Origin of the sequence: Delftia sp. DLF01 (assembly GCF_014852125.1) — a bacterium.
In the GTDB taxonomy this organism is placed as follows: domain Bacteria; phylum Pseudomonadota; class Gammaproteobacteria; order Burkholderiales; family Burkholderiaceae_C; genus Comamonas; species Comamonas acidovorans.
The window spans coordinates 499,129-514,548 of sequence record NZ_JACVAZ010000004.1 but is presented as its reverse complement, the minus strand read 5'-3'; the positions used below and the strand labels follow the sequence as shown (position 1 = coordinate 514,548).

The 15,420-nt window shown below is 49.2% G+C and carries 12 protein-coding genes and 1 pseudogene; 4 read left to right on the top strand and 9 right to left on the bottom strand.

Annotated features, from left to right (window positions below; translation table 11 throughout):
* The first annotated feature begins 4 nt into the window (after window positions 1-4).
* From IB269_RS23320 to IB269_RS23310, 3 genes are all read left to right on the top strand, one after another.
* Complete coding sequence (locus IB269_RS23320) at window positions 5-1,846, top strand: glycosyltransferase (RefSeq protein WP_192368447.1); 1,842 nt, start codon at window positions 5-7, stop codon at window positions 1,844-1,846.
* A gap of 79 nt (window positions 1,847-1,925) precedes the next feature.
* Window positions 1,926-2,621 (top strand): acetyltransferase, encoded by a 696-nt coding sequence (locus IB269_RS23315; protein WP_192368446.1) that lies wholly within the window; start codon window positions 1,926-1,928, stop codon window positions 2,619-2,621.
* A gap of 5 nt (window positions 2,622-2,626) precedes the next feature.
* Window positions 2,627-4,933 (top strand): glycosyltransferase, encoded by a 2,307-nt coding sequence (locus IB269_RS23310; protein ID WP_192368445.1) that lies wholly within the window; start codon window positions 2,627-2,629, stop codon window positions 4,931-4,933.
* 108 nt (window positions 4,934-5,041) lie between these two features.
* Here IB269_RS23310 and IB269_RS23305 read toward each other — a convergent pair.
* The 9 genes and pseudogenes from IB269_RS23305 to IB269_RS23265 all read right to left on the bottom strand — a co-directional run bounded on the left by IB269_RS23305 (window position 5,042) and on the right by IB269_RS23265 (window position 14,255).
* Window positions 5,042-5,805 (bottom strand): annotated as a pseudogene (locus IB269_RS23305) (IS5 family transposase).
* 178 nt (window positions 5,806-5,983) lie between these two features.
* Entirely contained in the window at window positions 5,984-6,628 is a 645-nt protein-coding gene (locus IB269_RS23300; protein WP_192368444.1) for a NeuD/PglB/VioB family sugar acetyltransferase, read from the bottom strand.
* 23 nt (window positions 6,629-6,651) lie between these two features.
* On the bottom strand, window positions 6,652-8,292 hold the full coding sequence (locus IB269_RS23295; RefSeq protein WP_016445509.1) for a glycosyltransferase: 1,641 nt from the start codon (window positions 8,290-8,292) through the stop codon (window positions 6,652-6,654).
* A gap of 81 nt (window positions 8,293-8,373) precedes the next feature.
* Entirely contained in the window at window positions 8,374-9,171 is a 798-nt protein-coding gene (locus tag IB269_RS23290; RefSeq protein ID WP_225614264.1) for an ABC transporter ATP-binding protein, read from the bottom strand.
* Window positions 9,123-9,905, bottom strand: coding sequence for an ABC transporter permease (locus tag IB269_RS23285; protein ID WP_016445507.1), 783 nt, complete (start codon window positions 9,903-9,905; stop codon window positions 9,123-9,125). Before IB269_RS23285 ends, IB269_RS23290 begins: the two co-directional genes overlap by 49 nt.
* Window positions 9,906-10,080: 175 nt before the next feature.
* Window positions 10,081-11,172 carry a DegT/DnrJ/EryC1/StrS family aminotransferase gene (locus IB269_RS23280; RefSeq protein ID WP_016445506.1) on the bottom strand — a complete coding sequence of 364 codons (1,092 nt, stop codon included), beginning with the start codon at window positions 11,170-11,172 and terminating at the stop codon, window positions 10,081-10,083.
* Between the two features lie 9 nt (window positions 11,173-11,181).
* On the bottom strand, window positions 11,182-12,273 hold the full coding sequence (gmd, locus tag IB269_RS23275) for a GDP-mannose 4,6-dehydratase (RefSeq protein WP_016445505.1): 1,092 nt from the start codon (window positions 12,271-12,273) through the stop codon (window positions 11,182-11,184).
* Between the two features lie 150 nt (window positions 12,274-12,423).
* Window positions 12,424-13,887, bottom strand: a complete 1,464-nt coding sequence (locus IB269_RS23270) for a mannose-1-phosphate guanylyltransferase/mannose-6-phosphate isomerase (RefSeq protein WP_192368443.1) — start codon at window positions 13,885-13,887, stop codon at window positions 12,424-12,426.
* Window positions 13,884-14,255 carry a DUF2304 domain-containing protein gene (locus IB269_RS23265; RefSeq protein ID WP_034399602.1) on the bottom strand — a complete coding sequence of 124 codons (372 nt, stop codon included), beginning with the start codon at window positions 14,253-14,255 and terminating at the stop codon, window positions 13,884-13,886. Before IB269_RS23265 ends, IB269_RS23270 begins: the two co-directional genes overlap by 4 nt.
* A gap of 295 nt (window positions 14,256-14,550) precedes the next feature.
* Between IB269_RS23265 and IB269_RS23260 the strand changes: the two genes are divergently transcribed.
* Complete coding sequence (locus IB269_RS23260; RefSeq protein ID WP_192368442.1) at window positions 14,551-15,384, top strand: cysteine hydrolase; 834 nt, start codon at window positions 14,551-14,553, stop codon at window positions 15,382-15,384.
* Window positions 15,385-15,420: the final 36 nt, after the last annotated feature.

Sequence of the window (15,420 nt, the reverse complement as noted above, 5' to 3'; positions counted from 1 at the left end):
CGCCATGGCCCTGCGCATACTTCACGTCGGCAAATTCTTCCCGCCCTACCGAGGCGGCATGGAAGTCTTTCTTGCCGACCTCATACACGAGCAACGGCGCCAGGGAATAGATGCACATGCCTTGGTCCATGGCGATCCAGAGCTGGATGACCCGCCATGGCTGGAGCGTGTGCCCGTCCAGTTCAATCTGGTCTATGCGCCAATAGCCATGGGCTTCCGCAGTGCCCTTGGCCGGGCCATTGAACGCATCCAGCCCGACGTACTGCACCTGCACCTGCCCAACAACTCGGCCCTGTGGGCGCTCACCCTGCCCATCGCACGGCGCGTGCCCTGGGTCATCCACTGGCACTCCGATGTGGTGGTGTCCAACATCAAGTGGTCCGTGGCATTGGCCTACATGCTGTACCGACCGTTCGAGCAGGCATTACTGGAACGCGCCCAACAGGTATTCGCAACGTCGCCGCCATATCTTGAGGCCAGCAATGCCCTGCGCACCTGGCGCAGCAAATGCGCCATAGTCCCTCTTGGACTGGACCTGCGAAAACTCCCGGCTTCCGTAGCGCTGCGATCTGACCAAGGATGGCGGCCACAGACTGAGCTCCGGCTGCTCTCAATAGGTAGGCTAACCTACTACAAGGGATTTGAGACCCTGATTCATGCCGTATCCGCCCTTCCAGGAGTAGAACTTCTGATTGCCGGCGAGGGCGAATTGAATAAATCCCTGACTGAATTAATCCGGCAACACACTCCTATTGGATCCACCCCTGCCATCCGATTGATAGGGCCTGTTTCGGAAGAGGAAAAGCATGCACTGCTCGCGCAGTGCGACGTCTTCTGCCTAGCCTCCCGTGAACGTACAGAGGCCTTCGGGATAGTACTGCTGGAAGCTATGTTGCATGGCAAGCCCTGCTTGATCACCGACCTGCATGGCTCCGGTATGCCATGGATCGTGGCTCAGGCACACTGCGGCCTGCACATCCCATTTGAAGACATAGATGCATGGCGTACAGGAATTGCCCGTCTTAAACATGACCAATCATTGCGGCAACGCCTAGGACAGGCCGGCCAAAGAGCTCTGCATCGTCACTTCAGCATTGGCCCTTGTGAGCGCGGTATTGCTCGCCACTACAGTGGTCTTGCTCCCCACACGAGACGCCCACAGCTTCGGAACGATTTGCTGGTAGTCATATCCACGCACAACAACGAATCAGATATTGCTCATCTGATACGTCGAGTGCATTCACTAGTTCAGGCACATGTCATTGTTGTAGACAATCGCAGCACAGATGCCACTTGCCATCTCGCCGAGAAAAACGGGGCACGCGTGCTGCGCCCTTTGCTCTCCATGACAAGTTGGGGGAGCCTGCAAACAGGAATTCGCTATGCCCAAATCCAGGGATTCAGCGCTGTAGTGACCATTGACGCCGAAAGCAAATATGAGGTAGAGGAATTACCCAAATTCCTTGAAGCTCGCCACCAAGCCGACATGGTAATCGCCCATTTCAAAATCCCCGAAAGTTTCATTCGGCGCATGACATGGAATTGGTTTCGATGGCTGACTGGTTTCTGGCACGCGGACTTTGTGTCTGGTTTCAGAATATACAATCGTCGCGCCATGGAGGTTGCGGCATCAGCCGAAGCAACTCTTCTGGATTATCAAGACCTAGGCACTTTGCTTCTTATTCGCCGAAAAGGTCTTCGCATAATGGAGGTTTCCTTGTCCATGCATACACCGAAGTTGGACCGATCCAAGATATTTCTATCATGGGCAAATGCCCTGAGATATGTAGTATTCACGTCCTTACTCAGTGTCGCACACATGAAAGACAAGGGCAGGGGAAAATAATAATGGAGAAAATTTTCTCAAAAAAGCCCTCAGCTCCATTTACTTTAAATTAACCATCAACAATCTTATAAAGTATTAAATGAAAATCTACGGAATAGTGGGATATGGCGGATTCGGTCGCGAAGTCATGCCAATAGCTTTTCAGATGTTGAGCACGCAAATCAAAGAAGAACATTTTGAATTGGTTTTCGTCGAGAAAGATCCGACTGAGATTTCCATCAACGGCCACCGCGTCATGTCAGAAGATGATTTTTTATCTTCAAACGCAGAAAAATATTTCAATATAGCTATCGCGGATTTTAATCTGCGCGAAAAAATAGCCAAAAAATTTGAATCTCTTAATATAAAACCTTTCTCTATTATTGCATCGAATATTTCCATTCTTTCAAACAATGAGATTGGAGAAGGAGCAATTCTCTGCCCTTTTTCAACAATTACATCGAATGCAAAAATTGGCCGTCACTTCCATTGCAATATATATTCATATGTTGCGCATGACTGCATTATAGGCGACTACGTCACATTTGCTCCCGACGTGCACTGCAATGGACATGTGGTAATTGAAGACAATGCATACATTGGAACGGGTGCCATCATAAAACATGGAAGCCCTGATAAGCCACTGGTTGTTGGCCGAGGCGCAATCGTTGGGATGGGTGCCGTAGTTACCAAAGATGTACCGCCTAACGTAACTGTCGTTGGAAATCCAGCAAAAATCTTCGAAAGAACGCCTTCTAGCTTTAGCACATTCCCCAAGCTTGGCGAAACCATATAGTTAGTATGAGCAATAAACGTCTTCGGGCCATGTGGTTGCTGAACCACACATCGGCACGCAAGTTTGAAATACCCATGCTGAAACAGGCGGGTATCGACGAGATCTATTTGCCCAAAATAGTGCCATCGTCATTTATGTATCGATCTGCCTCCGTAGACTATTCGGAGGACAAAAATCTCAGCATTCCAGAAGAAGATTTAAAAAAACTAAATGAATTCGACTGGTATGAAGGAATTACACCCGAGGCCATCGAACTCGCAAACAAGTACTTTCAGATGGCTTTTTTCATAGCTACACCGGCTATGACGACAATGCTCGCCAGATACTTCAAAGGAGCAATAATTCTGCGGGCATATGGATTGGATCGGGATAACACGTATCACAATGTCATGAGCCATGTTACCGATGGCGACAGCGAAAAACTCATCAAATCAATGGGAAATCGCTTCTGGTTCGGTCAAGTTTTCCAGAATCTCGCAGAGGTCGAGCCATGGTATATAAAAAACCGAAGATTATTTCTTCCTCTCGGCACGTTCAAACAGATAGAAGAAGGAAAATGGAGAGGCTCTGATAAAACAATCTTCTTTGTTTGTCCGGATATACAGCTCAACGAATACTACAAGAAGACTTACGAAGATTTCAAGACAACATTTAGGAATCTTCCGTATAAAATTGGTGGTATACAGCCCATGATGCCACCGATGGACGCCAACGTCCTTGGTTTTGTATCTCGCGAGCAGCATGAGAGAAACATGCGTGAAATGAGGGTCATGTACTACCACAGTACCGAACCTAGGCATTTACACTACCATCCGGTGGAGGCCATCCAAGCAGGCATGCCACTTGTTTATATGGGCGGAGGCGTGCTCGATGATATGGCAGGAGAAATATTGCCAGGTCGTTGCGAAACACCCAAGGATGCACGGCAAAAAATCACTAAAGTCCTGAATGATGATTGGCGCCTCATTGAAGCAATCAAGGAATCTCAGCCTAAAATACTGAATGCCATCGATCACGAACGATGTGCGGATGCTTGGCGAAAATCTATTGAAATGGTCAGAGAGTCACTGAGCGAAAAAATCCCAGAACGCCCTCAAATAATTCGCAAGAAAATTCATAGAGTTGCTGTGATACTTCCCCACGGATATCGAGGAGGTACACTGCGGGCGGCCAAGCTGGCAGCCACGGCCATTTTCCAAGGCAGCCGGAATGCCCGTCAAAACATCGAGGTGGTCTTCGCTCATCTCGATCACGATGACCTTTATAGCTCAGCAGATTTTGCAGACCTACCGTCTGAAATAAAGCTTCGCTCCTTTCGTTGGAAAATGCTCGACAGCAAGGCAAGTAAGCGGGCAATGACGTACTCGGGTCGGGATGAGGCATCCATCATTGACATGCCGCATTTCGTAATTGATGATGGCATTTGCAACCTCACTGATTGTGATGCTTGGATATTCATAAGCGACAGAGTCCCCGGCGTCATATTACCTCTGCGCAACTATTACTGCATAGTATATGACTACATCCAAAGATATGAGAATAATGTTCCTTTGCATTGGGACGATATTTTCATTGGAATGGTCAATCGCGCAAAGCGCGTAATGGTGACTACGAAGTTTACCGAACGGGATGCCATTCAATATGCAGGCGTACCCAAAGAAAAAATTGTACTTTTACCCAATCTCATGTCCATCAAAAAAAATCTCAGCAGAGATATAATAAAAACGATGGAATCCACACCGTATTTTTTATGGATAACCAATTCTGCGCCTCATAAAAATCACAAGAACGCCATTGCCGCATTACTCAAATACTACGACATTCTCAAGGGAAAATTAGAATGCCACATCATTGGTGTTGATTCACAGAAAATAATATGCTCAACCCTTGATCATCTGAAAAACATAAACTCCATGATCAATGGAAGTCAGCGTGCATCAAGAAATATCAAATGGATGGGAGAACTCCCAGAGGACGATTATGAAAACGAACTTTCCGGCGCAAGCTTCTTGTGGCATCCAGCGCGGATAGACAACGGAACTTATAGTGTTGTCGAAGCTGCCAGCGTAGGCGTGCCGTCACTGGCAAGTGACTACCCACCGATGCGAGAAATTGAAGAGCAATGTGCAATTGGCATGAAATGGATGAACGCAGAAGATCCGGATGACATGGCAAAAAAACTCAAATGGATGGAAGAGAATCATCAAACTCAAAAGAACCACCTGCCATCTTTTGAGAATTTGATGAAGAATAGTGCAGAGCATCATGCAGCAGCATATTGGGAAGTGATAGAAGATACACTTCTTCTGTAATTTTTTGATATACTTGGAAGCGCCATTATGAGATCGGCGTTCTTTCTACAAAGATCGCTGATCAAATACTTCAAGCCAAATTTTCCAGAGCATATCCCCTAAGGGTGGTTAACACCACCTATCCACGATAGCGTACTGCCGCCAATTTCAGCAGTGTTTCGTGGATATCCAGCCGTCATTCAAGGCGGATTCGCAGTTTGCCAAAGCCAGCAAACCATCCGTGCGTCCGCTCCACCACCCGCCGGTGCAGCCGTGCGTTGCTGTCAACGCCTCATCTGGCAATGCGGCCGGGGATACCCCGTCGTCTCAAGTGCGCACGGCAACGCTTGTAGTTATAGCCCTTGCCGGCGTGCAGCTTCGGTGGTCTTTTGCGGGGGTGCCTTGGCAAGCCTGCAATCGTAGGAATAGCGTCCACGCACCTCTCGAACATCTTGGAGTCGTGACTGTTTGCGCCGCTGACCAAGACCACCAGCGGGACGCCTCTGGCATCTACAACGATCTGTCGTTTGGATCCGAGCTTGCCTATGTCCGTCGGATTGGGCCCCGTTTCCTGGCCCCCCAGGGGCTTGGTACCGAAGAGCCATCAATGCTGCCCCGGCACCAATCGATTTGGTCATGTCTACGCAAGCGAGCAGCATGGCCTGGTGCAACTGTTCCCAAACAACAGCGGCGTTCCAGTCGCGCAGGCGCCGCCAGCAGGTCATGCCGCTGCCGTACCCAAGAGATTGGGGAAGGTCTTCCCATGGAATGCCTGTTTGCAGCACGAACAAGATGCCGTTGAGGGTGGCCTCATCGCTGACTACGAGCTTGCGCGCACCGCCTTAGGAAGAAGGCACGAAGGCCGGGATGAGGGGTTGTAGCTGTCGCGACAGTTATTTGCTTACGGGACGTCGTCCCATGAGGGCAGCGAGCATAACCGCTCTGAGGAGCCCTCTGGTGCAGTGGTGTTAGCCACTCTAATAGGGGGCCTGAATAAGCTTCCGAGGCGTTTGGAACGTTACTAAAATTCAGTTAATCTTTGTATATTGGCTGGTAATCAGCTACAGAAAATTAGTCACTTTGCCTTTTTTCTACCAGTGACTTTATCCTTTTGGCTGGGATTCCCACATAAATGCCACTTTCAAGGATTGAACGGTGCACCACGGCTCCAGCGCCAATACTGACATAATCAGTCACCGATATTCCATCAATCACCGACGCACCAATTCCAAGCAGAGAGTATTTCCCTAGAGAGCTTCTGCCTGCAATACTCGAATTAACAGAAACATGAGCATAGGCACCTACGCTTGATTCGTGCTCAACAATGGCTCCGGTATTAACAATTACTCCATCTTCGATGGATGCCATTGGACCGATATGAGCATGGTGACCCACAAAACATCCAATCCCTATGGATGCGCCCAAACCAATGCTTGCATGGGGGGAGATAACATTCACCAAATTCAGGCCTGCTTCCAAAATCATTTGGCATTGCTTGGCACGTCGTAAATTATCTCCAGCTGCCGAAATTGCATCACAACCTAATTCGAAAAACCCTTCCATTGAAGGTATCACTGGATAATTTAGAAATCGCTCACCTGGCTTTGCATTCTTATCAAAAAAAACGAAATCATCATAGCCGCTGGAAAAGGCCACATCGGCCACACTACGAGCATGACCTCCATAATCCATAACTATCAGTTTCTTATGGGTCATCGCCTCATGCTCTGTTGATATATTTATGAAGAAATACGCATCAGAACGTTTAAGTGCTCATTAACCACATCTGACCAGCTCCGATCACTCAGTTTCATGTAGCTTCTACGCTGTATGGTCAAGAGCTCATCCCTGTTCTGGAGCGCCCACTCAATACGATTCGCACAATCGTTCCAATCATAAGGGTCAAAGAAGGTCACTCGCTGTAGTTCTTCGTCAGTAAGTATCTCTTCTGCAACAGATATCCTTGCCATAACAACAGGCGTCTGCACAGAAAGCGCCTCCGTAAAAGTAAAAGGACATCCTCCCTCGCTCAGGCTCGGATTGACGGCCAAGGTAGCGAGGGAATAAACGGCAGCCAACTCTGCAACGCTCAATTTTTCAAGAAATACGATGTCTCTTTCCAAACCATTTTCCGAAACATATGCACCTATCTCAGGCATGACAGAAGGATTTCCGGTCAATACAAGTTTTATACCCAAATGACGGCTCCGCAAAAGATGCTTATATGCCCGCAGAAGGGTCAATACATTTTTGCTGGGCCTAAACTGGCTTGCGTAAAATAGATATTTAAATCCATCATTTTTTAGAGCAGCGCCATATATAGGATTCTTACTTCTTTGCAAAGCAGATCGCATCAAAGACAAACTATATTCGCGAGATATTTCACCGTCTCCTCCCGCTCCACTCAACTCCAACCACGAGTTCAATGCATTTGGAGCATGCGGGATTGTAGTCACGTTATCAGGAGAAATCCCGTAGCCGTCGACCAATGTATTCCACTTAACGGTATCGCTATATGTAACAAAAAACTTGTTATTCAATATTGTTTTTTCTATTTTCTTGAAGCTCATCATAGTCCAGTCACCCCCGATAGTTGAGAATCCAACGGGAAAACTGGACAGGACCACATCGGGTACACAGATCAGCTTGGGAGACTCAATGTTATTTATTGCCGGCCAGAAGGCTGTAGGACAATACCAAGCTTTTATAGAAGGAAGTTGCTCGATAACCTTCTGCATCCTGGTAGCCTCGACCTCTTGCATCTGATCAAAAAGCTTAAGAATCCACCCTTGCTTTTCCGGCTTGGAGATGGATATCGAAGTATGTGAGATCCCGTTTTTAAGCCAGTGAGGTTGTAAGCTGAGCAGCTTTCCAATCACTCGAGTCATCACATTTTTTACATTCTTTATCAGGAGAACTGGTAGCACAAAAAGAGACAGCGGCAACAAAATTGCCACCAATCCTATCCCTTGCAGAATAAATGACAGTAGTGACTGCAAGCTATGCACTGACACGGCACGCAGAATGAATCTATCCCATGATGCTTGAAACAAATTCAAAGCTCCATACATGAGCCGCCGTATCAATTCTCCAAATTTATTTCTTTTTCTCCGGTAACCATTCAGAGCCTCAAAAATTTTTAAAGCATAGGGCTTACCTTTTGGAGAGTCGATGATGAAAGTGTCGGTAGAAACCTGTTCGCTTTCGAAAAGTTCTTGCAGAGTTTTCTGAGACCAACTGGGGCAGACGATCGTAAATTTCAGGTTACCTAATTTTTCTGCCCCTTTAAGAAACATGGCAAGATGACGGCCTAATCCTTCGGCCCGCAGATCCACCGTTGGTGGATAAGCCAAATAGATACCATATTTTATTTCTGACATTTTCTATTTTCTATAGCCAATTTATGAGCCCATACTTACCCAAGGAAACTCCGGACTGCGAAAACCACATAATAAAAATCATCAACCTATATTATTTATTCTTCTATATTCGAAGATGGCTTCACTCATTTCACCATCAAAAACAAGTTCACCCCGGTGTAATACCAAACCACGCTCACAGAGTCGCTTCAAGGAAACAAAATCGTGAGATGCCAAAACAAGAATATCTGCCTGCTCGACCAGATCAGTAATACGTCGTTTGGCTTTCTCCATGAAGTTGGCATCACCTGCTCCAATAACTTCATCAAGCAATAAAATATCTCCACCCACTGTGGTGGATATGGAGAATGCCAATCTAACTTGCATCCCGGCAGAATATGTCTTCATCGGATAATCGATAAATTCCCCGAGTCCTGCAAATTCCACGATTTCAGCCTCTTTCTCCCGCATGAATGCAGGAGAAAGCCCTAGTAAAAGTCCACGGTAGAGAATATTTTCCCGACCTGTCGCATCAGGTTCAAAGCCAAGGCTGAGATCAAAAAGTGATCGGACCTGACCTTCCACTTGAACATTTCCACTGGAGATAGGATACAGGCCAGCTGCAGTTTTTAGAAATGTACTCTTCCCGGCGCCATTATGGCCAAGCAAACCTACACGCTCGCCTTCCTTAATTGTGAGTGAAATATTCTTCAGTGCATGAACGTCTTGAACATCCGCTTGCTTTCTTTTTCCCTGAAGCACATGGGACAACAAAGCTTTCAATGAGCGCTCTTTAAAAGCCACGGAAGAATACTGCAGATTTACAGATTCAAAGACAATACTAGGATGCTTCATAGGTAAAAAATCACTTTCGCTTCGGACTTTCTTCCCATCAGCCATGCGATCAGCGAAAAAGCCAAAGCAAGCAATATAGAATACATATAATTCTCCCAAGTGGGCCATTCTCCCTGAAGCAAAGGAGCTCGAATTAATTGCAATATATGATATACAGGATTGTAATCCACAAGGAAATCCATACCGCCTGAGCGAAACATCTTTGCCTCAAAATAAACAGGCGATACGAACCAAAGTGCCTGAAGAGCCAATCCTGCTGCATGAGGAATATCTCTAAAACGCACACCTATATATGCCAGCAGAGTTGCCATCGGCCAAGCAATAACCAAAACCATGGGAAATATGGTCAAAGATGCCAGCCAAGTCCATCCTATGTTCTCTGGCATGACAATTATGACCCACCCGTAAAGTGCCAGGCTTGCCATAAATAGAACAGCCGAACTACCGAGCACTGTACGCAATGTATAAATAGCTAACGGATGCCTGCATTGCTTTATGTAGGCATCAGCTTGGACAAAAGATAATGATCCACCCGTTACACTGGCTGCAATAAACTCCCAAACAATGATCCCTGACAATACGTAAGGTGCATAGGTCGTGATGTCAGTATTGAACATCTTGCTGAAAACGATAGCCAAAAGCGCCGTCATCCCAAGCGGCTGAATTATTGACCACAATGCACCAAGAAAGGATCTGCGCCAGCGCGATCTCAGATCAGATAACGCCAAATGCATCCAAAAATATCTGGATCGCCAAATTCCCGAAAAATAACGAAACATTTTTGTTCCTATAAAAATTCAGCATTTTCCGCATCAGCTCGATCACATTCAGAAAATTTTAATAAACTCTATATCTATTTAAAAATCCATGTAAAAATACCTGGTTTTCAATATTGAAAATGTCCAGGTATTTTTACGCAATCCACTTTAATGCAAAAATTTGCTGATTAAATTTTTATAAATCCCCACTAAAGAAATCAGAAATTTTATTGCAAATAAATACAACCTCATTCTCTGACAAAGCGGGATAACTTGGCAAATTGATCCCTGACGCAGAAATTGCTTCGGCTATAGGGAAAATATCAGAAGTATGGCAATGAGGCATCGCATTCACCAAATGAAAAACGGGACGCGTCTCAATACCCTCCTGCCTCAAATACTCCCTCAAGGGATTACGATCGCCTGAATTATTCACGGCAATTGAGCACATCCAGAAGGAGTGTCGAGTATTCTTCATTTCAGAATGAAAGCTGACCGGCAGACCCGCTAATCCTGACTCGTACCAAGAAGCAATCTGGCGCTTTTTATACAGAATTTCATCTGCCTTTTCAAGCTGCGCCAAACCTATGGCTGCGCAGATATTAGTCATCCGGTAGTTGTAAGCTACGATATCGTGCCAGTATTCCCGCTCCTTGGAAACACCTTGATTCTTGAGATGGAATGCACGATCTATGAGCTCCGAATTATTCGAAACGACCATGCCTCCTTCGCCAGTGGTGATCGTTTTGTTTCCAAAGAAGGAGAACGTCGCGATATCCCCAAATGTACCGACATGCTGGTCTTTATAAAAAGAGCCAAACGCTTCGGCACAGTCCTCGATCAAAAGCAGATTGTGTTTCTTGCACAATTCAACAATAGGGTCCATATCGCAAGGCAGTCCATATAAATGAACAACCATTACCGCCCTGGTTCTCTCATTTATTTTCCTAGCAATATCCGCCGGATCTACTTGCCAACTACCAGGCAAAGAGTCGACATAGACAGGCGTCGCACCGGTCTGAATAATGGTGTTGACAGAAGCAATATATGTCAATGCCGGAACGATGACTTCATCACCGACTTTCAACCCCAGAGCTTCAAGAGCCAGATGTATTGCCACCGTACCATTATTTACGCTGGTGGCTTTTTTTACGCCGATATACTTCGCAAACTCATTCTCAAATCTACTGATGAATTCACCCTTGGAAGAGATCCAAGTAGAGTCCAGGCACTGATTGACATAGTTTTTTTCTTGGCCTGTCAAATATGGCTGATAAACCGGAATCATCGGCAATCCTTATTCGTTGTAATTAAAATACTTGAATCCGTTCTGCTTGGCCATTTCGTCGCGCTGCGCCTCCTTCAGATCTTCTCGCATCATCTCCGCAACAAGCTCTGGGAATGTAGTACGCGGAACCCAGCCCAATTTTTGCTTTGCCTTGGAAGGATCTCCCAGCAAGGTTTCAACTTCGGCAGGGCGGAAATATCGCGGGTCAACAGCGACGATACATTTACCCGTTGCTATCTCATATCCCTTCTCGTCAATACCCTGCCCCTCCCAGCGGATATGTATATCTACTTCCTTGGCGGCAAGTTCGACGAACTCCCTGACGGAGTGCTGCTCTCCGGTAGCAATAACAAAGTCCTCTGGCCGATCCTGCTGCAACATCAACCATTGCATTTCTATATAGTCGCGTGCATGGCCCCAGTCACGCAAGGCGTTCATATTGCCCAAATACAAGCAATCCTGCAGACCGAGCTTGATCCGTGCCAAAGCCCGCGTGATCTTACGTGTCACGAAGGTTTCACCACGAATGGGCGACTCGTGATTGAACAATATCCCGTTACATGCGTACATACCGTACGCTTCTCTGTAATTGACCGTGATCCAATAGGCATACATCTTGGCCACTGCATACGGAGAGCGCGGATAGAAGGGCGTAGTTTCCTTTTGAGGGATTTCTTGAACTAAGCCATACAGTTCAGATGTGGACGCTTGATAAAATTTTGCAGTATCCTTTAATCCAGCGATACGTATTGCCTCCAGCAATCTGAGTGTCCCCAAGGCATCCGAATTGGCTGTATATTCTGGCTCCTCAAACGAAACTGCAACATGGCTTTGAGCCGCAAGATTGTAAATTTCGTCCGGTTTGACCTCTTGCACTACACGGATAAGACTGGAAGAGTCCGTCAAATCCCCATAATGCAATGTCAAGTCATAACCTTTGTTATGCGGATCATGGTACAGATGATCAATACGATCCGTATTGAACAAAGAAGCCCTGCGGCGTACGCCATGAACCTCATAGTCCTTCTGCAATAAAAACTCGGCCAGATATGCACCATCTTGACCAGTAATTCCAGTAATCAACGCAATTTTCTTTTTCACTTTAAAATCCTACCCAATCAATATAAAACAGCAATGTTATCTATAAAATAATCTACCACAGCTATTATTCAAATTTGTTTTTTATTATTTTTAATAAATTCTTAGATAACTGCTCATAAATAGATCTTATTCATTTCCGATGCTCCTCCATCAAGCCAGCCTTTGGACACGCCCATAGGTATCTTCAAACCTGACGATATCGTCTTCGCCTAGATAGCTCCCCGACTGTACTTCAATGATTTCCAGTGGAACCTTTCCAGGGTTTGCCAGCCTGTGCACATGGCCGAGCGGAATGAAAGTCGATTCATTCTCCCCAAGGAGAAATGTTTTTTCGCCATTGGTCACTTCCGCAGTACCTTTGACCACTACCCAATGCTCGGCTCTGTGGTGGTGCATTTGAAGGCTCAGGCTTGCTCCGGGATTGACCACGATGCGTTTGACCTGAAAGCGCTCTCCATTGTCGATGCTGTCATACCATCCCCAAGGTCGATGCACCTTGCGATGCGAGTGCGCCAGCGCGTGACCGCTCTGGGCAAGATGGCTGACGATTTTCTTGACATCCTGGGTTCGGCTCTTGTCCACAACCAGCACCGCATCCGGCGTTTCCACCACCACCACGTCCTGCAGCCCTACGCCCGCGACAAGCCTGCTGCTGGAAAGCAGCAAGGAATTGGCACAGCCGTGCTGCACAGCATCACCCATGAGCGCGTTGCCCTCATCGTCCTGATCGCGCACATCCCACAGCGCGTCCCAGGCTCCGACATCCGACCAACCGGCTTGCAATGGCACCACTTGCGCAGGGATCCCCAGTTGCGGCATGGCGGGCAGGCGCTCCATCACTGCATAGTCAATCGAGTCCGACGGGCAGGCGGCAAAGGCTGCCGCGCCGGGACGGATGAAATCCAGGTCGCGTTGCGCCGATTGCATGGCACTGCGGCAGGCGTCCAGGATATCCGGCCGGCAGTGTTCCATGGCCTTGATCCAGACACTGGCGCGTACCATGAACAGGCCGCTGTTCCACAGATAGTTGCCCGCCTCCAGGTAGTGCCTTGCACGCTCCACATCGGGCTTTTCCGCAAAGCTTTCCACGCGATGCACGCCTGGCTCGCCAGATTCGCTGAACTGGATATAGCCGTAGCCTGTCTCGGGGCGATCGGCCACGATACCGAAGGTCGCCATGCTTCCCTGGCAGGCCTGCACATAGGCTTTGTGAACAGCACCGTGGAAGGCTTGGCGATCGGCCACCACATGGTCGGCCGGCATGGCCAGAAGGATGGGATCTGCCCCATCCGCGCATGCGTGCAAAGCTGCCAGCGTCAGCGCAGGAGCCGTATTGCGGCCTGCAGGCTCCAGCAGTATTGCAGCATCCCGGATCCCCACGTGCATCAGCTGGCTGGCAGCCAAGAATCGATGCTCCACGTTACACACCAGAAGCGGTGCCAGTGCCTGGGGAACTTGGGCCGTCAGGCCGTGCAACCGCGTCGCCGTCTGCTGGAGCATCGTCTGGCTGTCAGCCAATGCCAGAAATTGCTTGGGATAGGTTTCGCGGGAGAGCGGCCACAGACGGGTGCCGGAACCTCCACACAAAATGACGGGGAGCAAAGGTGAGTTCATGATGAAGAAGCGTTGGAAGAAGCTGTGCTGCGCAAGGTTTCGGTATCCGCCTCCAGCATGGCAAGCCGCTGATTCAGCCGGCGTACGTCGCGCTCAATGCGCGTGTTCATCATGTCGGCATGCAGAGCCTTCAGAAACAGTACGACACAGGCCAGCAGCAGCAGGATGGCTGGCGGATAGCTGATACCCAGCACAGCGGCGATGCGGTCAACCAGCCCCGGCCAGACACCCAGCACCACGGCAGCCACGGCGACGACGACCCAAAAAAGCCCGTGCATGAGGTAGAGATGGTCGCGGCGGATCAAGTACAGAATCAGCGCGGCCAGCCCTATGCCCATGAAAGTCGTCGTTACTTGAAGGGATGCCATATTGATAATCAGAAGCTACCGAATATACCCAGTCGGTTGATGAACGGTATTCCTGAATCCAATCGCATTTTCCCTTGCAAATTTGGCGCGATTCGTCTCAGGAATACGTAAAACTCACTATTGTAAGTTGCGTATCCGCATCTGCGCCGCACCCCATCGGTTCACCGCTTTTTTGCCCCAGGCGCTACGAGACATGCTCTTGATGGATGCTTGCACCCGCGCACTACACTGAGGCCTTCAGCCTATTTCATCAGTAGCCGTACCGCCCGCAGGCTTCACGCCCGGCCGCCTTTCCATGCCAGCATCCTCCACCCACCTCCTGCTCATAGACCCCCAGAATGATTTCTGCGATCTCCCTGATGGATGGTGCCCGGGCAGCCTGCGCCCCCGCCTGCCCGTGGCCAGCGCACATGACGACATGCAGCGCCTGGCCCAGTGGATCCGGCGTGAAGGCGAGCAACTCGACGCCATCACGGTGACGCTGGACTCGCACCAGCGCTACGACATTGCCCATCCGGCTTTCTGGCAACAGGGCGATGGCGACGACAGCGGCGATGTGGCGCCGTTCACCCCTATCACGGCGGCGCAGGTGCGGGCGGGGGTGTTCCGGCCGCGCAACGCCGGGGCGCTGCAGCGCAGCCTGGACTATCTGGATGCACTCGAAGCCAACAGCCGCTACACGCTGATGGTCTGGCCCGTGCACTGCGAGGTGGGCAGCTGGGGCCACGGTATCCACGCCGATGTGCTGGAGGCCTGCGGCGACTGGCAGCAGCAGCGCCAGCGCGCCGTGTACAACGTTTTCAAGGGGCTCAATCCCTGGACCGAGCATTACAGCGCCCTGCAGGCCGAGGTGCCGGACCCTGCCGATCCGGCGACCCTGCTGAACACCGGTTTGCTGGAGCGGCTGGACCGCGCCGGGCTGCTGGTGGTCGCGGGCGAGGCGAGCAGCCACTGCGTGCGCTCCACGGTCGAGCATCTGGTCGAGCACCTTCCCCATCCTGAGCGCATCGTGCTGATGCACGACGCCATGAGCCCGGTGCCGGGCTTCGAGTCCGCGCACCGTGATTTCCTGGCAGCCATGCAGGCCCGCGGATTGCGGCTGGCCTCCAGCCAAGAACTCCACCTGTAGGGGCCGGACCGCCGTCCCGCGCGCAGCCCCCTTTCC

What these genes read in the sequence shown, in the direction of transcription:
- IB269_RS23320 (WP_192368447.1), top strand. Translation starts at nt 5, where the DNA reads ATGGCCCTGCGCATACTTCACGTCGGCAAATTCTTCCCGCCCTACCGA.
- IB269_RS23315 (WP_192368446.1), top strand. Translation starts at nt 1,926, where the DNA reads ATGAAAATCTACGGAATAGTGGGATATGGCGGATTCGGTCGCGAAGTC.
- IB269_RS23310 (WP_192368445.1), top strand. Translation starts at nt 2,627, where the DNA reads ATGAGCAATAAACGTCTTCGGGCCATGTGGTTGCTGAACCACACATCG.
- IB269_RS23300 (WP_192368444.1), bottom strand. Translation starts at nt 6,628, where the DNA reads ATGACCCATAAGAAACTGATAGTTATGGATTATGGAGGTCATGCTCGT.
- IB269_RS23295 (WP_016445509.1), bottom strand. Translation starts at nt 8,292, where the DNA reads ATGTCAGAAATAAAATATGGTATCTATTTGGCTTATCCACCAACGGTG.
- IB269_RS23290 (WP_225614264.1), bottom strand. Translation starts at nt 9,171, where the DNA reads ATGGCTGATGGGAAGAAAGTCCGAAGCGAAAGTGATTTTTTACCTATG.
- IB269_RS23285 (WP_016445507.1), bottom strand. Translation starts at nt 9,905, where the DNA reads ATGTTTCGTTATTTTTCGGGAATTTGGCGATCCAGATATTTTTGGATG.
- IB269_RS23280 (WP_016445506.1), bottom strand. Translation starts at nt 11,172, where the DNA reads ATGATTCCGGTTTATCAGCCATATTTGACAGGCCAAGAAAAAAACTAT.
- IB269_RS23270 (WP_192368443.1), bottom strand. Translation starts at nt 13,887, where the DNA reads ATGAACTCACCTTTGCTCCCCGTCATTTTGTGTGGAGGTTCCGGCACC.
- IB269_RS23265 (WP_034399602.1), bottom strand. Translation starts at nt 14,255, where the DNA reads ATGGCATCCCTTCAAGTAACGACGACTTTCATGGGCATAGGGCTGGCC.
- IB269_RS23260 (WP_192368442.1), top strand. Translation starts at nt 14,551, where the DNA reads ATGCCAGCATCCTCCACCCACCTCCTGCTCATAGACCCCCAGAATGAT.